The 21503-nt window shown below is 46.9% G+C and carries 14 protein-coding genes; 6 read left to right on the top strand and 8 right to left on the bottom strand.

Annotated features, from left to right (window positions below; all coding sequences use genetic code 11):
- Position 1 precedes the first annotated feature (1 nt).
- Together GWR21_RS25910 and GWR21_RS25905 are read left to right on the top strand one after the other, a co-directional pair.
- Entirely contained in the window at positions 2-2167 is a 2166-nt protein-coding gene (locus GWR21_RS25910; RefSeq protein WP_162334613.1) for a HEAT repeat domain-containing protein, read from the top strand.
- Between the two features lie 48 nt (positions 2168-2215).
- Positions 2216-5002 (top strand): hypothetical protein, encoded by a 2787-nt coding sequence (locus tag GWR21_RS25905; protein ID WP_162334612.1) that lies wholly within the window; start codon positions 2216-2218, stop codon positions 5000-5002.
- Positions 5003-5055: 53 nt separating this feature from the next.
- On the opposite strand, the gene GWR21_RS25900 is transcribed toward GWR21_RS25905, so the two are convergent.
- From GWR21_RS25900 to GWR21_RS25875, 6 genes are all read right to left on the bottom strand, one after another.
- Positions 5056-6441, bottom strand: coding sequence for a TolC family protein (locus tag GWR21_RS25900; protein ID WP_162334611.1), 1386 nt, complete (start codon positions 6439-6441; stop codon positions 5056-5058).
- Positions 6442-6459: 18 nt separating this feature from the next.
- The gene (locus tag GWR21_RS25895; protein WP_162334610.1) at positions 6460-9588 is read right to left on the bottom strand and encodes an efflux RND transporter permease subunit; all 3129 of its coding nucleotides are present in this window, start codon (positions 9586-9588) and stop codon (positions 6460-6462) included.
- A gap of 20 nt (positions 9589-9608) precedes the next feature.
- On the bottom strand, positions 9609-10754 hold the full coding sequence (locus GWR21_RS25890) for an efflux RND transporter periplasmic adaptor subunit (RefSeq protein ID WP_162334609.1): 1146 nt from the start codon (positions 10752-10754) through the stop codon (positions 9609-9611).
- A 157-nt stretch (positions 10755-10911) separates the two neighbouring features.
- Entirely contained in the window at positions 10912-11955 is a 1044-nt protein-coding gene (locus GWR21_RS25885) for an ATP-binding protein (protein ID WP_162334608.1), read from the bottom strand.
- A gap of 113 nt (positions 11956-12068) precedes the next feature.
- Positions 12069-12764 carry a LytR/AlgR family response regulator transcription factor gene (locus GWR21_RS25880; RefSeq protein WP_162334607.1) on the bottom strand — a complete coding sequence of 232 codons (696 nt, stop codon included), beginning with the start codon at positions 12762-12764 and terminating at the stop codon, positions 12069-12071.
- Positions 12745-13254: a hypothetical protein gene (locus GWR21_RS25875; RefSeq protein ID WP_162334606.1), complete on the bottom strand. Its 510-nt coding sequence runs from the start codon at positions 13252-13254 to the stop codon at positions 12745-12747. Before GWR21_RS25875 ends, GWR21_RS25880 begins: the two co-directional genes overlap by 20 nt.
- Before the next feature lie 283 nt (positions 13255-13537).
- Between GWR21_RS25875 and GWR21_RS25870 the strand changes: the two genes are divergently transcribed.
- The 4 genes from GWR21_RS25870 (at position 13538) to GWR21_RS25855 (ending at position 19184) form a co-directional block, all read left to right on the top strand.
- Complete coding sequence (locus GWR21_RS25870; RefSeq protein WP_162334605.1) at positions 13538-15778, top strand: tetratricopeptide repeat-containing sensor histidine kinase; 2241 nt, start codon at positions 13538-13540, stop codon at positions 15776-15778.
- A gap of 11 nt (positions 15779-15789) precedes the next feature.
- Positions 15790-17169 (top strand): sigma-54-dependent transcriptional regulator, encoded by a 1380-nt coding sequence (locus tag GWR21_RS25865; RefSeq protein WP_162334604.1) that lies wholly within the window; start codon positions 15790-15792, stop codon positions 17167-17169.
- 173 nt (positions 17170-17342) lie between these two features.
- On the top strand, positions 17343-18377 hold the full coding sequence (locus tag GWR21_RS25860) for an alpha/beta hydrolase (RefSeq protein ID WP_162334603.1): 1035 nt from the start codon (positions 17343-17345) through the stop codon (positions 18375-18377).
- Positions 18378-18422: 45 nt separating this feature from the next.
- On the top strand, positions 18423-19184 hold the full coding sequence (locus GWR21_RS25855; RefSeq protein ID WP_162334602.1) for an SDR family NAD(P)-dependent oxidoreductase: 762 nt from the start codon (positions 18423-18425) through the stop codon (positions 19182-19184).
- 92 nt (positions 19185-19276) lie between these two features.
- Here the strand turns inward: GWR21_RS25855 and GWR21_RS25850 are convergent, their stop codons facing one another.
- Both GWR21_RS25850 and GWR21_RS25845 read right to left on the bottom strand, forming a co-directional pair.
- Positions 19277-20344, bottom strand: coding sequence for a TlpA disulfide reductase family protein (locus GWR21_RS25850; protein WP_162334601.1), 1068 nt, complete (start codon positions 20342-20344; stop codon positions 19277-19279).
- A 522-nt stretch (positions 20345-20866) separates the two neighbouring features.
- A complete protein-coding gene (locus tag GWR21_RS25845) occupies positions 20867-21499 on the bottom strand; it encodes a response regulator (RefSeq protein WP_162334600.1) in 633 nt (210 codons plus the stop codon).
- Between the last annotated feature and the right edge of the window lie 4 nt (positions 21500-21503).

Genomic DNA, 21503 nt, shown 5'->3' with positions numbered 1-21503 from the left:
TATGAGTACTATTATTGAACAGATAAAAGAAAGGAGAAACGCTAATACCTCCCAGTCTCTCATGATGCTGGATATGGTACCACTCTCTGATACAGATACAAAATATTCGCTACTCTCTTCTGCCAGCCCCTATCTGAACGATCCTGCGATCGCAGAAAAATGGCTTTCACTGATAGAAACGGCAACCGACACACAGCTAAAAGCGGATATGCTGCAACAGTTAGCAGCTACTGGTATGCATCAGATAGCGCATAAAGAGCGGTTTATCAGCGTACTGATCTCCGCCCTCGGGCAGGATGAAAGCAGGGATATTATTCTGCCCATACTGGGCAGGTTTTCAGTTACTGACAAACAGGCCAGGCAACACCTGATCTCCTTTTATCAGCAACAGGATAATGCCGATGTGAATCGTGTGATCCTGTCGTGGCTACTGATACCCGCAGACGCTTCGGCAGAAGATATTATCTTCTACAAAAGTATACTGAATAAGGTAGATGAGGCGGATAAGCTGGTACTTGTCAACAGACTGCTACTACAGCATGAAGCGGACCTCGCCCTGATCAGTGACTTACTGACACCGGAAGAGCCTTTCCTCATTAAGGAAATGGTATTACGCTTTTGTTTTGACAGATCCTATGTACCGGTAGCAGCCCTTACTACACTGATCCAGTCAGACCGGTCACCGCTGATCTGCATCCGTTGTATGCAGCTACTGGCCATTCACGGTATAGACGATCCTGCACTCCTGGATGTATTGCTGGAATCAGGCAGAAATGACCCGGACGCAGGTGTAAGAAAGGCGGCACTGCACATATTCTCCTATAGTATCCAGCTAACGCCCGATATCATCACACATCTCTGCGAAAACCTGCGCACGGAAAAAGATGCAGGTATTGCGCTGGGGCTGATCAACCTGCTGGCACCTTATACCGCACAGCATGAAGCGCTCTCCAATGCTTTATTGCAACTGGTTGAACAAAATATTCAGACGATACTCGCTGTACGTATTTATGAAATACTCGGCAAGCTGATACAGCAAAGGCCTTTCTTATTTGACAAGTTCCTTCGACTGTTTGAGCAGGAACAGAAAGCGGAGTGCCGTGCAGCCATACTTAATGCCATTGCAGCAGTCGTGGCGCCAGGTGATGCATTGAACAGCTTCTACCTGAAAGCACTGGAAGCACCTTCTCCTGACATCAAAGAAGCCGGTATCAGGGGCATCCTGCTCATTCCCCTGACCAAAAGCAATATTACTACGGTGGAAGCGGCAGCACCCGTGTTGTTACATCCTGGCATCAACACATCACTACGGCGCACACTGGCGAAAAAGATCAGTACTATACCGGAACTATCATCTGCCACGATACAGGTGTTCAGCCAGCTGGCAGATCATGAACAGGACAGTTATATCCGGGAGATCTGCACCCACATACAGGAAAGCGCTATATCACAGGCGGGTGGTGAGCATATCAACTGGGAACAATGGCTACATAAAGCAGATGTCGAACATGACTTCTCCGGAATATTTCCGCATTTGTGGATGTACTATGATGATAATCCTGCCATGGCGCGACGTATCCTATGGGCTGCGCTAAATCCGGCAGGTAGTTCCTCTCTTTACCAGGAGCGGGTATCTGATGTGGAAATACTTCGTTTCCTGGCAGTGAGATCAGGCATTGATGATAACCTGAGCCGGTATGCGCTGAACCAGTTGCTAACGACTGACCTGGGGAATGAATCAAAGTTTAAACAATATCTACTCATACTAAAAAGTAATCCGGCATTTGAAGAACTGAAAGAAGGGCTATGGACGCTGCTGGAAAAGCGGGGGAGATATATTCATCTCATACAGCTGGATGAACTGAATCAGCTTATCTGGGGTAATGAGTTACTGTCCGTATTCCGGCAGCATCTGGAACGGCAGCAGACCGCGGCCGGCATCATTCCCTACATCAGCTATCTGACTGCCAACAGCTCCTGGTCACCGGTACCGGAACTGTTGCACTGGATCGTGCAGCGTCCATTCGTACAACAGGACGCAGATGCCATGCGCGCGCTAAAAGAGGCAACCCGGAATGCTGGTATGGACCTGGAAAAAATGTTGCTGAGTGCTGTTCCGGAGAAACCGGGATTTGCCGATGAAGAAGGACCAGGATTCGCAGACTGACGACTGATCTTCCTGCTACCTCATTTGCTGACCCAATAATTTTACACGATGCCTGAAGAATTAGCTTTATTCGATATACTCCTGTCTCATGAACGCCCTGAGGCAGAACGCCTGGAGGCGTTGAACAGTCTCCGGCCTTTTCTTTCAACAGATGAAGCGGCGGAGAAACTGTCCGTTGCGGCCAGGGATGAGGCCTCCGTTACTGTACGGACGGAAATGTTGTTCCTGTTATGCGCCATTCCGGTTACCCGTTTAACACAACGGGCAGCCTATATTGACACCTTCTGCTGGTTTGCCTGCCTGGAACCCGAAAGAGCCTTACGCCTACAGGCAGTGCAGCAGCTGGCAGTGCTGGCGGCACACGTGGACACTGTGCAGGAGATCCTGGCAGATACCCTGGTCAATGACTTTGATACCAGGATACAACTGGCCTGTATTTTCGGTTTGGGCAATACGGTACATAAAACAGCGGACACGATTCAAAAGATCAGTGCTTTCATTCCCGTAGCACCTGCGGTATGTAAACCGGGACTGTTACAACTGGTAAAGCAGTTCCCATTACCGGCGGCTGCGGAACAGGCCCTGCACTTTCTTGCACCAATGGAAAGCAGCCATACCCGTCTGGAAGCAGTTGAGTTCCTGGCATCACTGCCGGCGCCTCTTCCTGTCGTGATCAATACGCTGTCATTGCAGTTCCTGACGGAGACCGATCAACTGGTACGGAAGGCTATCATACAGTTTCTGTCTGGCCTGAAAACGACTGATCCCTCCCTCTTTGCCGGAATCATTGCTGCACTACACCATATGCCCGACCAGCCGGAATTACTTTTGCTCATTAAAGACCGCCTAGCGGCACATCCGGAACTTACCGGACAGTTATCCCGGCTTTTCACAGAAAGCACGGCTGCAGGCTTAAAAATCAGTCTGCTGACGTTATTACAACATAGTGACATCCCGGACCTGCTGATCAGCGGTCTGCATGACAGTAACCCATATGTCCGGGAAGCGACCCTTCCCTATCTGCATCAGCACTTTACCCGTCATCAGTCCCTGATAGAACCGGCGTTAGTGGCAGCGGTTAAAAAAGAGCCGCTGACTGTATTACGCAGCGAGTTACTATATGTACTGATACATACAGGCCGGAAGTCGGCAGATACGGAAACGGCCCTGATCACACTGGCATTGGCGGAAACAGATCACCGGCTTAAGATACAGCTGGCGGAAGCAGCAACACAGTTTCCGGTTACAGCGGAAAATAAAACATCGCTATTGCAGCTCTTCCGCGAGATCATGGAGGGTGTTTACTTCCCTGAACATATCAAAATGCAGGTAAGGGAAAGACTCCGCACCTTCTCCTACAGCGATTCCCCTGAGCTGAAACAAAGCCTGGGTGTGATGCTGGAACAGGCGAAAGATATCACGGAAGTTGCAGAAGCGTATAAGCTGCTCAAAACACTGGAGACGGACCTTCATCAGCTGGCTCCGGTCATGATCAATGTCCTGTACCGGCATATCGCCAGTTATCCACAGGCGCCGCTGGACGAGTGGGTACAACAACTGGGTAAGATGGCGGCACAGGATGCGGCGATACGTGCGGAGCTTCCTTATATCGTATCACTCACGAAAGCCAACTGGTTATTATCGGAAACAGAGAAGAGTGATCAGACAGGGGCTTTCCTACCCGCCTTTAAACAGACATTGCTGAAGAAGAATGGTATGCAGTCCTTCATGGAAGCAGAACGGATGCTGAACGAGGCATGGCAGAACAGGACGATAAAAAAAGCAGAGGTCTTAGCGCTGTATAGGATGCTGCTTAGTTTGCCAAAGACAGATGGCATCTTACAACGCCTGCTCAATATCATGCAGACCGGCAAACTCGTTACGCCTGAACTGGTGCAGATCAGTCTTGATTACCTGCTCACGTCCATTGATAAAGACGGCACCTACCTGGTGAGAAAATACCTGGAAAGCACAGGCTTCCTTGATCTGGAGTACCGGAACAGGGTGATGGTATTATTTACACAGGAAAACTTCCGTCGCTATATACAGCACAACATATCAGGGCTTCATGCTAAAAAGCGTTATGGCACGCTGAATGACTGGGAGTACAGCGGCTGGTACAGTGCATACACTGACTGGCCTATAGCTGAACTGGTATTCTCCATGGAACCGGGCACACTTATCACACAACTGTTCTCCGCGCCTCCTTCTCCCAGGGATGCACCGGAAGCCACCCTGCAATATATAGTACTGGAACATCTTTTCAGAAAATCAGGCAATACCTGGGCGAAAAGCGTCTTTGGCAATGCGGACAACATGGCCACATTCCTGCGGTTATTATCTGATAATATCAGGATCCTGCCGGACGGTAACGGATTGCGTGACCGGATGGTATATGTGTACTGGAAAAAGTGGAATGATTATGTCAGAGCGATGAATGGTAGTCCGGTACCTCCTGAATTGTCCAATGCGGCAGCAGAAGTGTATGTGGCTGTCTGCAAGGTGCAACAGCGTCTTGAACCAGATTTTTCCGGTAAGAAATTCCCGGAGATCCTGAAAGGGATGAATAAGGAGATCATTCATCAACAGTGGCCCTGGACAAGCGAACTATGGGAGATCTTTGAATACAGGCATTTCCCGAAAGCAGATCCGGACCAGGATGCTGCGCAGCAGTTATATCAGCAGGCAGCGAAAGCCTTACAATCCGGAGAGATGGATAGGGGGCATCAGCTGCTGAAAGAACTGGTAGCGCATTACAGTCATACCAGATTAGTGAAGGAACAGTTAAGCAATATCAACAATGCATTGCTCAGACTCGAAGAGCAGGCAAAATAACTTCCACCGGAAAGGCCGCTGTGCATACGGCGGCCTTTCTCCTTTCAGCTGCCTCATTTCCAGCCGCCACCCAACGCTTTGTATAACTGTACAACAGCCGTGAGTTGTTGTAAACGGTCATTGACCTGGCTAAGTTGCGCATTCAGCATACTTTGCTGTGCAGTCAGTACTTCTGTATAATTGGCAAAGCCATAACGTACCAGTTGTTGTGTATATGTAACAGACTTATCTAAATTCACCAGCTGACTATCTCTTACATTCGCTTTGTCTACAGATGCCTGATAAGCATAGAGGGCATTGGAAACCTCGCGACCGGACGTCAGCAGGACGTTCTGAAAATTGATCAGCGCCTGTTGCTGTTGTTCACGTGCTACTTGTAGTCTGGTCTTATTAGCACCCTGTGCAATGATGGGTTGTGTGAGCCCGCCGACAATACTACTGATCCATGAGCCGGGGCTCCATAGCTTATCAACAGTAAGATAGCCGGCAGAAGCAGATAATGTCAGTGACGGATAAAAATAGGCGCGGGCCGCATTCACCAGTTCAAAATAGTACCTGAACTGTTGTTCTGCCGCCTGCACATCCGGTCGGTTAGACAGTAATTGCGCAGGTACGCCTGTTGACAATAGGGCCAACGGTTGTTCCGCCGCTATCTCTGCTCTGGGAATAGCGGCCGGCGCCCTTCCCAGCAACTGATTCAATGCATTCTCTGTTTCCCTGACACTGCGTTCCAGATCGGGTATAGTAGCTGCAATCCCATATTTACTGGCTTCACTCTGGACGATAGCCGCACCCGTGACAACATCTGACTTCTTCAGTTCTTTCATCACATTTACCGTCGTTTGCCAGTTACGCACACTTTCCCGCGTGTAGTACAACTGCTTATCCAGCGCTAACAGCTGATAATAATACGTCGCAATATTAGCGATCAGTCCCGTCATAACAGCCCTGGCGTTAGCATCCGACTGTAAAAGAGCTGCAAGGGAAGCCCGTTTATTGCTACGCAATTTCCCCCAGATATCAGCTTCCCAGCTGGCACCGGTGAGTAATTCATGTCTGTCAACAGCTGCGTTATTACCTGCTATAGCCGGGTCTGATGCATTATTCAGCGTCGCAGTCACCCCTGCATTCAATGAAGGTAGAAAGGCCATACGGCTTTGCGCCAGGTAAGCCTGCGATTGCCTGACGCGTGAGTAGGCGGTCAGCAGGTCCGGATTATTAGCGATGCCGGTGGTAATGAGTTGTTGCAGCAATGTATCAGTAAACACTTCTTTCCAGTGCAGGTCGGCTATATTGTTCGTACTGGCGGATGATACGTCACGAAAAAGTGCAGTTGAAGGTGTTGATGGAGCAGTATATTGTTCCCTTACCTTACAGGACAGCATACCAGTCATCAGTACGATCAGCAGTCCGCCATATTTATTAAGTCTTCGTTTCATAATATCACTGCATTAGTTTCATGAATGTGCGCCGGCAGGCCTGACAGCAGGTCCGGTGATCCTTTCCTGTAGTCCCTGGAAGATGATAAATAACGTCGGGGTGATGAATAGTCCGAACAAGGTACCCGTCAGCATGCCACCTACTGCCCCGGTTCCGATGGAGTGATTGCCATTCGCGCCGGCGCCTGAAGCCAGCATTAAAGGGATCAACCCCAGTATAAATGCGAATGAGGTCATGAGAATAGGCCTTAATCTGGCTTTTGCACCCTCCATTGCTGCCTGGCTGATACTCATACCTGACTTTCTCCTTTCAAGCGCGTATTCGACTATTAAAATGGCATTTTTGGCCAGTAATCCGATGAGCATGACCAGCGTGATCTGTACGTAGATGTTATTGGCGATGTTAAAACACCATGCGAAGGCCAATGCACCTGCAATACCGACAGGGACCGTCAGCAGAATGGATAACGGCAGGATATAGCTCTCATACTGCGCGCTCAATAGCAGGTAGACAAAGACCAGGCAAAGCAGGAAGATGAACAATGCCTGCGACTGACCGGAAAGCTCTTCCCGGATAATACCGGAATACTCGTATCCATATCCGGCAGGCAGTGTCTGTGCAGCTACTTCTTTGATAGCCTGGATCGCCTGACCCGAGCTGTACCCGGTATTAGGCGCCCCATTCACACTGATAGATGTGAACAGGTTGAAACGGGTGATGGTCTGCGGACCATAGTCCTGTGTCAGGGTTATAAACTCTGTCACCGGTACCATCTGACCGTTAGGTGTACGCACGAACACACCGTTCAGACTTTCAGGTGTCATCCTGAACTGAGGATCTGCCTGTATCATGACCCGGTATTGCTGTCCGAACTCATTGAAATTAGAAGCGTATATTCCTCCAAAGTACCCCTGCATGACACCCGTGATGTCCGTAACATTCAGGCCCGCCTCCTTTATCTTGGGTACATTGACATTCATCAGGTACTGCGGGAAATTCGGATTAAAGGCAGTAGTGGCAAACTGTATCTCCGGACGTTGATTCAGCGCACTCAGGAAGTCCTTACTGACCTTGTAGAATTTCGCGATATCACCACCTGTCTTATCCTGCAACTGGAAAGAGAAACCATTCGAGTTACCGAAGCCCTGGATAGTAGGCGGTGCAAAGAACTTGATCTCCGCTTCCGTAATATCTGTTGTCCGTGCAAACAGTTCTTTAGTGATAGCCTGTACGTCCCGTTTACGCGTCGCCCAGGGTTTCAGTCGTAATATGACAGTCGCGTAGTTATTCCCACTGCCCGATAGCGGACCACGTCCTGTTACCGCCAGTACATTATTCACTTCGGGGATGGTCTTAGCAATGGCTTCTATCTTACGCGCTACGGCGTCTGTTCTTTCTAACGAGGCATCGGGTGGCAGACTGATATTACAGCTGATAGAACCCAGGTCTTCATTGGGCACAAAGCCTTTCGGCAGATTCACTGCCAAAGTACCCAATAACAGTACAAACAAGGTGAGTACCGTGATGGGTATCCATTTCTTCTTACTAAAAAATCCGATGGCCTGCCCATATCGCTCACTCATCCGGGCAAAGGAGGCATTGAAAGCAATATAGAACCGGGACAGCAGGTGATGTTTAGTTGTGCCGTCGTGATGTGGTTTCAGGAAGAGGGCACATAACGCCGGACTGAGTGTCAACGCATTCACGGCAGACAAAATGATCGCAATCGCCAGTGTTAATCCGAACTGTCTATAAAAGATGCCCGATGATCCTCCGATGAAACTTACGGGTATAAATACCGCCGACATCACCAGGGTAATGGAAATGATCGCACCGGATATCTCTCCCAATGCATCCGTGCTTGCCTGCCTGGCGGACTGATACCCGCTGTCCAGTTTTGCGTGTACGGCTTCTACTACCACGATCGCATCATCCACCACGATACCGATGGCTAATATCAATGCAAAGAGAATCAGCAGATTGATCGTAAAGCCCAGTACATTCAGGAAGAAGAAGGTACCGATAATAGCGACCGGCACAGAGATGGCCGGTATCAGCGTAGAACGGAAGTCCTGGAGGAATATAAATACGACCAGGAAAACGAGTACGAATGCTTCGAATAATGTATGCAGCACTTTATCGATGGAAGCAGTCAGAAAATCATCTATATTCTGCATCACCACATAGTGAATGCCATCAGGGAATGACTTAGCTGCTTCATCCATCGCCTGTAAGGTCTGCGTGATCACTGCCTTTGCGTTTGATCCTGCTACCTGAGCCACATCGATAGACACAGAGTTTAAACCATTCGTTCTTGTATTATTAAAGTAACTCAGCGCACCTAATTCCACACGCGCAATATCCTTCAGGCGTAGCAACCGGCTCCTGGAATTGGAACGGATAATGATATCACCAAACTGCTGCGGAGATACCAGCGTACCCGGATAGCGTATTACATATTGAAAGGCCTGTCCGGAACGCTCACCAAACTGTCCCGGCGCTGCCTGGATATTCTGTTCCGCCAGCGCAGCTGTGACATCCGCGGGTACCAGCCCATAAGACGCCATGGCCTGTGAATTGAGCCATATACGCATCGCATAGGTCATCTGTCCGGGAGAAGACGCGTCTCCGACGCCCTGTATACGTTTAATAACCGGCAGAATATTGATCTCAGCATAGCTTTGAATGAAGCTCTGATCATAGGCAGGGTTATCGCTGTAAACAGAGAATATGAGCACAGTACTGGTCTGCTTTTTCTGCACGGTCACACCTGCTCTTGTCACCTCCTGTGGCAATAATGGCGTCGCTCTCGACACTGCATTCTGTACATTGACAGCGGCCATATTCGGATCACTCCCGATCTTAAAGCTGACAGTGATATTAGCGGAACCGTCATTCCCTGCCGTAGAAGTGATGTAGTCCATGTTCTCGACGCCATTGATCTGCTGTTCCAGCGGCACGATGACACTCTTCAATACCACATCGGCATTGGCACCGCTGTAAGAAGCCTGTACCTGAATTGTCGGCGGTGCAATATCAGGATACTGTGAGATGGGCAATGATGACATGCCCAGTATACCCAGTGTGACGATAATGATGGAAACCACCGTCGATAATACCGGCCTTTCAATGAATCTTCGTAACATATACTACAATTACACGCTTATTAATTTGTTTTATTCAACGTCGTATCTGTGTATACAGCAGGTTTGATCTGTAAACCTTCCCGCAGGTTGCTGATACCATCTGCTACAATCCGGTCACCGCGCTTCACACCGGAAGTCACGACATAATAATCCAGATAGCTGTTGCTCGTGATCACTTCTACAGAATTGACCTTATCATCCTTACCTACGAGATAGGCAAACAATTTCCCCTGTATCTGATAAGTCGCCTTCTGCGGGATCAGCAACGCAGTATCTATCTGCTGGGACATTCTTACAACAGCACTGCTGCCACTGCGTACGAGGCCATCCGGATTGGAGAAGGTCGCCCGCATGTTCACGGCGCCAGTCTGCGCATTGATCAACCCACTGGCTGTTTCCACTTTACCTTCCTGCGGAAATATCGTCCCATTCGCCAGCACCAGCTTCACCGGTGGCAATGCCGCCAGCTTCTGTTGCATCGTACCCTTACCGGAAGCCAGGAAAAAGTCCAGTCCCTGTTTTTCGTTAATGGAGAAATAGGCGTAGATATTTTGTATGTTGGAAACGGTCGTTAATGGTTCTGCCGTTGTACTGGATATCAGACTCCCGATCTTATACGGCAGGATGCCGATCACACCATCCACCGGACTATTAATGGTCGTATAACTCAGATTGGTCCGGGCATTGTTGAGCGCCGCCTTTGCCTGGGCAAGCGCCGCGCGTTTTGCTTCCAGTGTATATTGTGCCGATTCCAGTTCGAAGTGACTGATAATATCCTGTCTGACCAGCGGCTCTACCTTGTTGACCTGCATCTGTGCGGCATTGACATCAGCCACCGCTATCTTGATATTAGCTTCGGCAGTACGTACGTTCTCTTCGTATTGCGGTGCACTGATACGGAATAATAGCTGTCCTTTACGTACGGATGCCCCCTCATCTACATAAATGCCGTCTACATATCCGTCAATCTTAGGTCTTATTTCCACATTCTGAATACCCTGTATAGTGGCAGGGTAATCGGTATAGATAGTGGCATTCCGGGGTTCCAGCGATATCACCGGATAACTTTGCGGGGTAGTTTTCACCGAAGAAGACGTCTTGCTTTTACATGCAGCAAGGAAAACAAAAACGACTATAAAAAGCGGTCTGATATTGAACGTTCCCATCGTATTCTCTGTTTTAATAAAACATTCTGATACGAAGCTAGGTGGGAATCCTGAATACATTTTGACTTAAGCGGCAGGGGCGAGGATTTTAACAAGATGACCCGTAATGAATACAAAAGTTTCGGGGGCGTAGGGAACTATTACCAGTTTCCTGCGATCATTCTGCCAATGTTTCGTTAAACATAACCGCTTCTCTCACGGCTGCGGTACAAATCTCTTCTATCAGTGCGATCTTCTTTTCCATTTCATTCAAAGGTACACCTGACACTTCATTGAGTAATTCGATGACAACGCCCGTCACTCCCATCGCCGCCATGCTGGTCTTCATATCCTGTGCAATAAGCGACAATTGGTGCCGGTCGTTTGCCTGTAAGGCCTCCCGCAATTCAATCAGCCTTTTAGGTATGAGTGCTATAAATTGCCCTGTTACCGTTTTTTCATATTGCCGGTCACCCTTACTGACACCTCTGATGTATGCCGGGTGAATATACCGGAATAGTGGCTCGTCCGCGATATGATAGGGAATACTGAAAGAAAAGGTAGTACCCTTGCCTACTTCGCTATCCACGGTAATGTCTCCATCCTGCAAGATGACCAGATCTTTCACATTGGCAAGACCTAATCCCGGATCACCGTAATCAGGGAGCATCGCCTCCTGCGTCTGCTTAAAATGTTCAAAGATATAAGGCAACTTTTCTTTACTGATACCAATACCTGTATCAGATATATAGCAACGCAAGCGGATGGATGTTGCTGTTCTGTGTTCACCATTCACAATCACAGTGATCTCTCCATTTTCGGTATATTTAAGTGCATTACCAATGAGATTGACCAGTATCTGCGTAAGGCGCGTAGCATCTCCGATCATAGTATCCGGCAATATAGGATCGAAGATCACCTGCAGGGAGAGTCCCTTACTTTTCACCCTTTCTGCAAACAGTGTCTGGATCAACTGCATCATACCGCGTATACTGAAAGCTGCTTCCCTGGTCTTCCTATCCGAAATATCCTGCTGTATGGTGAGACGATGCTGCTTTCTAAGACGTCTGATGATACATCCTGCGAGGGCGGCAATGCTCAGGAGGATAAGTACTGCCAGCACCGCACCGTAAACCTTTGCTATTCCACCATTATCTTTCACCTCACCAATTAACATGATGGCGATCAGCAACAAGGCACCTGTGACAAACGAAACAAGCATAATATATATCAGCCGATAATATTCATTAAAAAGGCCGGACTGCTTACGCGGCATTTCCCCGGGAGTCTTATGGTTGGTTAATAAAAATGTCTGTGGCATACTGAGCATTCTCTCTACATTACATTGATCCTTTTAATGACGGCCTTCTTGTATGTCTCGGTAATAGGAATAAATTTCCCATTGATGACGAGTCCACCATCCTGCATCGTATCTATTTTATCAATGGCTGCAATATAGGACCTGTTCACCCGCATGAACCTGGATGCAGGCAACCGGTCCTCTGTTGCTTTAAACGTCACATGGATCACATAGTCCTTCTTCCGGGTATGAAATTTCACATAATCTCCCATGGCTTCGGCATACAGGATATCATCCAGCTTCAGTCGCTTTACAATATTGGAGTCGCGTATAAAAATAAACTCATCATGGACCAGCTTTACCTCTTCCTTTCTGCTTTCCAGCAGGGACTTCGCCTTATCTATGGCTTGCAAAAAGCGGGCAGGTGTGACAGGCTTCACGAGATAGTCCGCCACGTTCAGCTCAAATGCTTCTGCAGCATAATCCTTTTTCGCCGTGGTAAAAATGATGATGAGATCTTTATTACCAAGGTTCCTGGTGAGTTCTAAACCTGTCATATCTGGCATCTCAATATCCAACAGGAGCAGATCAACCTGTTTCTCCTGTAAAATATTGTAGGCATCTATGGCCGTGCTGCATTCACACACGACATGAAGGCCGATAACAGCAGTTGCCAGTTGTTGCAGTGTCGCCCGGGCAATCGGGTTATCGTCAATAATGAGGCAGTTCATATACAAAATTTAAGTTGCCGGTTATTTGCATTCTTTCATCCGCGTACTGGCGCTCTTGCCGTACCGCGTTGATTATATATCTACTGAATTTTTCAGGGGCATGCAGGTGATTGGGCATTACATCCAGTTGCGCAGCATACGGTTCAGGCAATCTGCGTTCATTATAACGCCGTTCCATCAGTTTTATAAAATGATTCAGCAGCAGATGTTGCTGACTATGTTTAATGTCGTCTTGTGAACAAAGATGTATATTACTGATAGTATAAAATAATTGTAATAGCTGTGTATTTATTACATCCACACCGGATTCCCTGCGCATTTCACTTTCCGCAATCAGCTGTACAAACAATTGATAAAATGTGTGCTTATGTACGAGGTACAGATTCGCATGAATGGCCAGGTAAGGAGCAACGCGACTGAGGCATATATCCTGCTGGTTACATACAGAAACATGGTCTACATCATATACAGGTATATTTTTTCTTAGCATAGATGAATAACTATAGAGCGCCGGTAAACAATTCCCATACCAACCATTTCAACCCGCTAATTTTCAGTTATTTACCATAAATACTACCAGTTAAACTATTGATATTTCGCTATATTTGCAGAGCGTCACTAGTGATATTTCAATAATTCTAATGCCCTGGAAAATGAAGGACAGTGCCGGATATAATTAACGTTTCTCTGACATTTATTTTTACTATCCTTACGAAAAATTTCATCTGAAGGTATTCTGTACTTAAAGTACCGGGAGACAGTTAGTGTATGTTATGTTGAATGTTATCAGTAAAAAAACGATTATAGCAGGAGTGGCAATGATACTGTTGATGACACCGTTCGTCGGACATGGACAGTTCTATCCGATGCCTGCTCCGGCGAATGCAAACAGTGAGATGCTCCTTTTACGGAAGCTCAGTAGTCAGTCAGCCGATACTGCCCGTATTGGTCTGCTGCTCACGCTCGCTAATCTCTATGCCTCCAGACCCATAAGGCGGCCGGGGGATTTAGCCGCCAGTATACAGTATGCAGAACAGGCTGCCCTGATCAGCAGCAGGGAGCTTTGCCAGGACCAGCATAATGAGGCCCTGTTACTCAAAGGATATGCACTTATCCTGAGTGACCGGTATGAAGAAGCGGCGCAACTACTCCCATTACTGAACAATCTTACTAAGATCAGATTACAACTCACGCTAAGTTATAAATACCTGGAAAGAGCAGAAGGCAATGAAGTGCTCAACAGAGAAAAAGCAACGGCGTTCCTTCATGAAGCAGCCGCTTTAATACAGCAAACAGGCTACCTGCAATACAATATCTATGTGAAGTTGACAGAAGGCAACCTGCTGCTGTCTGCAGGCCAATATGATGAGGCGGAAAAGGTTTTCAGAGAAGCGATTAACATACAGCGGACCAATGGCAACAAAAAACTCCAATATGTATTTCTCAGTCTGTCCACCTTATACTGGATAAAGGGAGAATACGACCAGTCGCTGTCCTATGCGCTTCAATCCATGGACTACATTAAGACGACCGGCGATTCGGCCGCTGCAGGCGATGCGTATTTTTGTCTGGCAAGGATATTCAGAAACACCGGTCAACTGGAAAAGTCGGTAGAAAACTTTCGCCAGGCCTTTGAACATTATAAGATCTATCGTGGTTACCAGGGATCACTGATTGCCTGTATACAGGGGATGGGACATGTAATGATTGGACAACGCCAATATAAAGAGGCCCTGCGGTTCTTTCTGACGGAATACAAAAAGTACCCGCCACAAAACTACCTGGAGCGTAAGACCATGACAGGCGACATCGGCGACTGCTATCTGAAACTGAAGGATTATACCAGGGCGGAGCAGTATTTCCTCAAAGAGTTCAATGCCGCTAAACAGGTCAATGCGCTGAATGAAGAGGCCTATCACCGGATAGCGTTCTTCTACGTCGAAAGCGCCCGTTTTTCCAAAGCACTCCCCTATCTCGACAGTGCCATTAAGCAGCTTGGTGGCACAACACCTGTACAGACGAGAAGCCACCTCTACTACATGCATTATCTCTCGGATTCGGGTATAGGCAATTATAAATCTGCCATGCACTATCTGAATGCCAACAGACAATGTGATTTGACAATTTACCAACAGACGAAAGTAAAAGAAATCCAGTCATTAACGGTGCAATACGAAACAGACAAAAAGAATCAGCAGATCGACCTGCTGAAAAAGAGTGATCAGATACATCAGGCCAGACAGCAAAAAGCAGAACTGATCAGGAATATCAGCATACTGGCAGTATTGCTGTTAATGGTGAGTACATATATCTATTACACACAATTTCGTAACAAGGTCAAACTGGCCGGCATTATCAACCAGAAGAATAAACAACTAAAGATCCTGTTAAGTGAAAAAGAGTGGCTACTGAAAGAGGTACATCACCGTGTCAAAAACAACCTGCATACGGTCATCAGTCTGCTGGACCTGCAGGCAGAGTTCCTGAAAGATGATGCATTGAAAGCGATAGAGAACAGTCAGCACAGAATATACGCCATGTCGCTGATACACCAGAAACTCTATGATGCAGAGAATCCCAACATCATAGACCTTTCATCCTATATACCGGAGCTGGTCAGTTACCTGCGAAGCAGTTTTGACATGGACACCAGCGTAAGTTATCAGTTGCATATTGCACCTCTGGTAGTGGATATTTCAGTGGCCATACCGTTAGGTCTTATCATCAATGAAGCCGTATCCAACTCCAACAAATACGCCTTTCCTCCCGAAAGTACCCATAACATTATCAGCATTTCCGTCAGCCAGACAGATGAAGACATACAAGTGAACATAGCAGATAATGGTATTGGTATGACCGTTAACAAAGACGCCAGTCGTGCAGATTCCCTCGGACTTAAACTTATCCAGGGGCTTTGCAGGGACCTCAATGCGGCATATGATATAAAAAGTGACAATGGAGTGCATATCAGCATACGGTTTCCCCTGCACGCACCGGTTATTGAAGATTATTAATTTATTGAGATTTGAAAGCAAAGATACTCATCGTAGAAGACCAGTTTATTGAGGCACATGCGCTGGAAAGGATGCTGTTACGTGCCGGCTACATGGTTTGCGACATCGCAACGTCTGTGCAGGAAGCATTGGCGGTCATTGATAAAGAGCCGGTAGATATGGTACTGCTGGATATTCAGCTGAAGGGGAGTTTGACAGGTATTGACCTGGCGGAGCGGCTTAATCAGCGGAATATTGCCTTTGTATATCTTTCGGCTAATTCAAACAGGACGATACTTGAACAGGCCAAAAGAACGCAGCCCTATGGTTTCCTGGTAAAACCGTTCCGCCAGAAAGACGTACTTATCATGCTGGATGTGGCCTGGTATCTTCATAAACAGAAAAAAGAGCCCCTTTCAGGGAACATAGCATCAAAGACTGCCAATAATAGCAACCGGTCTAAAACGGGCTGTAACACCCCTGTTCTGATCGGTAACAGTCCAGCCATTGCTCATTTATATGAGCAGATCAGAACAGCTGCCGGTTCCAATATTTCTGTATTGATACAGGGAGAAAGCGGCACGGGCAAGGAACTGGTGGCCAGAGAGATCCATCAGCTCTCTGACAGATGTAACAAACCATTTGTGGTGGTCAACTGTGCCGGACTTCCTGCTACGCTGATCGAATCAGAGCTGTTCGGTCATGAAAGAGGTATGTTTACCGGTGCTATTGATAAAAGAACAGGAAAATTTGAGCAGGCAGACGGCGGTACTATCTTCCTGGATGAAATAGGTGAGCTACCTATTGACATACAGGTGAAGTTCCTGCGCGTATTGCAGGAACGGGAAATAGAACCAATCGGAGGTAATATAAAAAAGATCAACGTCCGTATACTGGCTGCCACGAACAGAAACCTTGAAAATGAAATAGCACATGCACGTTTCCGGCTGGACCTGTATTACCGGTTGAGCGTGTTTCCTGTGAACGTACCTGCACTCAGAGAACATACATCAGATATACCATTGCTGGCAGCACATTTTATGCAGCGGTACGCACAGGATGCAGGAAAACACTTCACAGGTATTACTGATAGTGTGCTGAAGCAGTTAATGCACTACGGCTGGCCTGGCAATGTGCGGGAACTACAGAATGTCATATTCCGTAGTGTGTTACTGAATGATGGTCCGGAGATCAGCCGGCTCTCGGTTTCACTTCCACAAACAGCTGATAGCAAGGATACATCGCTTACAATGGAAGAAAATGAACGGAACCATATTCTCAGGGTACTGGAAAAATGTGGATGGAAAGTAGCGGGGAAAAACGGTGCTGCCGAAATACTGAACATCAATGTGTCTACACTAAACTCAAGAATGAAAAAGCTGGGCATTAAAAAGCCCAGGTGGTATGAATAAAGTAAAGTCCTAAAAGACCGTTATCAATATGGATTCTGACGAGCGGTCCTGCCTGTTTAACGACTCCCCATTTCCTTCGCGTATCATGTCGGTTAGTTTTACAAAAGAAAGCAATGACAACAACCAGTCATTGTTCGTAAACAACACAGTTATCAACATAAAACTCAACCGACATGAAAATGAAAAATGTTATTCCGGCAGCCCTCTTAGGTATTACAGCATCCGCAACAGCGCAAAAGATCGATGCTAGTATTGATCCACGGATCGATCCGCAGGTAAGGACTTTTCTGAAAGCACTGAATACAGCAGGCAAGGGACAAACGCCTATTTACAAATTACCAGGCACAGGTCCGGCAGATGCATTGACAGCATTACAGAATCAAACACCCGTCGACCTTTCAGGTGTGGAGGTCTCTCATCAAACCATCACACAGGATGGCGTGACAGTACCCGTGCATATTGTTCGTCCGAAAGGCGCAACAGGCAAACTGCCGGTTATCATGTTCTATCACGGGGGCGTATGGCTGGTAGGCAATTTTGAAAACCATCAACGTTTTGTACGTGACCTGGTAGTCGGTACAAACGCTATCGCCGTATTCCCTGATTATACACTGATACCTGAAGCCCGTTATCCTACACAGATCAATCAGGCTTATGCCGCGCTCAACTGGGTAGCATCACATGGAGAGGAACTGCATGCAGATGTAAGCCGTATTGCGGTAGCAGGTAACAGCGTTGGCGGAAACATGTCGGCTGCCATTGCCCTGATGGCAAAAGACAAACATGGCCCCGCGATTAAAATACAGGTATTGCTCTACCCTGCTGTAGGCGCTGATTTCAATACCAGCTCTTACAAAGAATTTGCTAATGACCGCTTCCTGACAAGAGATTTTATGGAATACGGCTGGAACCTGTATGCGCCTGATGCGGCTACCAGGAAAGACCGTTACGCCGTTCCCCTGGCAGCTACTGTTGAACAACTGAAAGGACTGCCTACCACCCTTATTCAGACAGCAGAAAATGATCCTTTACGTGATGAAGGAGAAGCATATGGCAGGAAGCTAAGAGAAGCTGGCGTAAATAGTACCACTGTAAGATACGTTGGCATGATACATGACTTTGGCTTGCTGAATGGCATTAACCAGGTACCGGCCGTACAGCAGTCGATACAGGATGCGATACGTGCTATTAATGCAGCCTTTAAATAATATTCCAGCGTCATTATCATCTATTAATAACTACAAAATATCAATATGGAACACACGACACCAATTGCATTGGTTACCGGGGCCAGCCGGGGATTAGGCAAGAATGAAGCCACTACACTGGCGAAGAATGGGATTGACGTGATCATCACCTATAAAAGTAAAAAAGAAGAAGCTGATAATGTAGTCCGGGAGATAGGGGCACTGGGCCGTAAAGCAGCTGCATTACAACTGGATACTGCCGAAGCGAAGACGTTTGAAGATTTCAGATCAAGGCTCACCGAAGTATTGCAACAAGTCTGGAAAACTCACCGCTTCAATTTCCTGATCAACAATGCCGGTATAGACCGGGCAGCCTCTTTCGAGCAAACGACAGAAGAACAACTGGACGCACTTTATAACATACACTTCAAAGGTGTATTTCTTTTAACGCAGGCGTTATTACCTGTTATTAAAGACGGAGGACGCATCGTGAATACGTCAACAGGCTTAGCCCGTTTTACAACACCTGGTTATGCGGCCTATGCATCTATGAAAGGAGCGATCGAGACACTCACCAAATACATGGCAAAAGAACTCGGAAAAAGGCAGATCAATGTCAATATGGTGGCACCTGGTATTATAGAGACGGATTTCACAAAGGACGCACTTTCACATCCCGGAACGGCGGAATTTATTTCTTCACAAACCGCACTCGGACGTATCGGCAGACCTGACGACATTGGTGGCGTTGTCGCCTTCCTGTGTTCAGATCAGGCGCGTTGGGTCACTGCACAGCGTATAGAAGCGTCAGGTGGTATGTTTTTATAAAGACAGGGGATACAATACACAAAGAAGCCGTCCGCCAATAAGTGAAGGCGGACGGCTTCTTTATGTATATAAATTATAATCTATAAGGATTGTTATTTTTTACCGGGAAGCAGCTCTTCCAGTTTTTGGGCGAGCCGCTCACCATGCAGATTGACCGCAATGACTATCCCATTGGGATCCAGCAGCATATTGAACGGCACACTGCTTACGCGGAAGTATTGCATCAACTCCGCATCAAAACCCCTGGCATCTATGGCGTTGGCCCATGTGATCTGTTCTTTCTGCACAGCATCTATCCATGGTTGTCTATCGTAATCGATAGACAGGGCAAGTATATCAAACTGCTGGCCATGGTATTTCCCGTAAACGGTCTTAAGAAAAGGGATTTCAGCCCTGCAGGGTTGACACCAGGAAGCCCAGACATCCACTAATACGAACTTCCCTTTGTAGTCGCTGATATGGATAGTGTTTCCCTTAAGATCCGTCAGTGTGAAATCTTTCATCGGCTGTCCGACACGGGTTTGGTCCAGATATTCCAGGTGTCTCTTAAGTTGCTGGCCGAAATAACCGTTCTTATAGGCTACGGGCATATCACGATAAGCGGAGTCCAGCAACCCTTCTGGTAATACCTGATAAATGCCGGTATTTATAATGTAATAGTAAGGCGCCAGACTTTGCCTGTTTTTCAGGATAAGCGTGCGCATATCATTCATCACAAAACGTAACTGCTCTTCCTCCGGGGCGAACCTGATCTTAGGAATTTCGATCTTTAGTCTTTTTTCATAAGGTACAAGTACTTTATTGACAGGCCCCATTTTCTGGTATTTCAGGCTGATCTCACACGTGTCTTCTCCTGTCCTTCTGATAATGGTGTCCATGGAAATAACTGTCTCTCCCGGTTCCAGGATGAAGGTGTTTCCACTTATCGGTATACCCGCGTCTATTCTGAACCATAGCACGAACGGACGGTCTATAGTACCCTCATAGAGGAATTTCTTATCCTTTATGAGAACAGTATCCGTATGACCTTCATTGTCAAAGTAAATTTTCCCGTTGTAATGAGGAACAGTACCACGAACTGTAAAACGTTCCTGTGCGTGGCTGCTGAGTCCTATCAGGCAACACAGTAATAATAAGAAACCGGAGAAATGGCTGGGCATGGTGGGTTTTTGGTTGATGAGTTATTCTGGTTCGTTTCCCGGTGTATAAAGGATAGGATAAACATGATTGTCAGGCTAACCAATTCCTAATTCCTAATTCCTAATTCCTAATTCCTAATTCCTAATTAAAAAAGAATCCTAATTAAAAAAGAAACGCTCTTCATAGTGAAGAGCATTTCTCTGACTCAAAAACCATCTTGGACTGTTCAATAACACTGCTCCAGCAGCTACTTTCTTTTAATTGTCCTCTTTTCAAACCCGCAGCGCATGCAGCAGTAGCTATCTGCTTCATCGTCGCCGACCGTGGTCCGAACTGACTTGGGACGTGGTGAATAAATTTTGGTATGACCCTACTCTGTTCAGGCTTTTCGGATTCGCCCTGTCTTATGTAAATGCGCATTAAAGACACTACAAATTTGGAGAATATATCATCTCCCGTTATCAACAGAAAGGATGATTTTTAACTATACCCCAATAGGGGTATGCGCCGCAATGTATAAGGGATAAAGGACAGCAGACGGGTCAGATAAAGCCCTTGTCAACTGCCAGCTTTATGAGCTCGGCAGAGGTCTTTACATTCAGTTTATGCATGATATTCCTTCGGTGGGTCTTTACGGTATGTTCACTGATATAGAGGGTACCGGAGATAGACTTTGTATTCATTCCTTCCGCCAGGCACCGGATAATTTCTTTTTCCCTTTCAGATAGTGCTGTTGATCCGGAGTGGGTAGTATTCATCCCTCTGAAATAATCGAATACCTGGTCATTTATCCTGGGATGAAAATAGTTCTTTCGTTCGCTGGCATTGAGGATTGCCTGTAGGAGTTCAGCTTTGGAGGCATCCTTCAGAATATATCCCTGTGCACCTTTTTCAAGTGCTGCTTTGATCTGTCGCATAGACTGGTGCATGGTCAGCATAACAACCGGTTTATCGTATCCTTTATCTTTCAGCAGGTCCATACAGGCAATACCATTTAATACAGGCATATCAATATCCAGCAGGATGACGTCTATGTCGTTTTCTGACAACAGTTCCGGCAGTTCATGCCCGTTACTGGTATGCCGGACAACGGCAATACCATCTTCAGGTTTAAAGAGTGATATCACTCCTTCTGCAAAGAGATGATGATCATCAACGATCAGTACATTTATCATAGGT

It is taken from the genome of Chitinophaga agri (assembly GCF_010093065.1).
Taxonomy (GTDB): Bacteria; Bacteroidota; Bacteroidia; order Chitinophagales; family Chitinophagaceae; genus Chitinophaga; species Chitinophaga agri.
Note: the sequence above shows the minus strand (reverse complement) of the source record. Positions and strands in the feature narration are given on the sequence as shown.

Coding starts and splice junctions, on each gene's coding strand:
- GWR21_RS25910 (WP_162334613.1), top strand. CDS start 2: ATGAGTACTATTATTGAACAGATAAAAGAAAGGAGAAACGCTAATACC.
- GWR21_RS25905 (WP_162334612.1), top strand. CDS start 2,216: ATGCCTGAAGAATTAGCTTTATTCGATATACTCCTGTCTCATGAACGC.
- GWR21_RS25900 (WP_162334611.1), bottom strand. CDS start 6,441: ATGAAACGAAGACTTAATAAATATGGCGGACTGCTGATCGTACTGATG.
- GWR21_RS25895 (WP_162334610.1), bottom strand. CDS start 9,588: ATGTTACGAAGATTCATTGAAAGGCCGGTATTATCGACGGTGGTTTCC.
- GWR21_RS25890 (WP_162334609.1), bottom strand. CDS start 10,754: ATGGGAACGTTCAATATCAGACCGCTTTTTATAGTCGTTTTTGTTTTC.
- GWR21_RS25885 (WP_162334608.1), bottom strand. CDS start 11,955: ATGCTTGTTTCGTTTGTCACAGGTGCCTTGTTGCTGATCGCCATCATG.
- GWR21_RS25880 (WP_162334607.1), bottom strand. CDS start 12,764: ATGAACTGCCTCATTATTGACGATAACCCGATTGCCCGGGCGACACTG.
- GWR21_RS25875 (WP_162334606.1), bottom strand. CDS start 13,254: ATGCTAAGAAAAAATATACCTGTATATGATGTAGACCATGTTTCTGTA.
- GWR21_RS25870 (WP_162334605.1), top strand. CDS start 13,538: ATGTTGAATGTTATCAGTAAAAAAACGATTATAGCAGGAGTGGCAATG.
- GWR21_RS25860 (WP_162334603.1), top strand. CDS start 17,343: ATGAAAATGAAAAATGTTATTCCGGCAGCCCTCTTAGGTATTACAGCA.
- GWR21_RS25855 (WP_162334602.1), top strand. CDS start 18,423: ATGGAACACACGACACCAATTGCATTGGTTACCGGGGCCAGCCGGGGA.
- GWR21_RS25850 (WP_162334601.1), bottom strand. CDS start 20,344: ATGCCCAGCCATTTCTCCGGTTTCTTATTATTACTGTGTTGCCTGATA.
- GWR21_RS25845 (WP_162334600.1), bottom strand. CDS start 21,499: ATGATAAATGTACTGATCGTTGATGATCATCATCTCTTTGCAGAAGGA.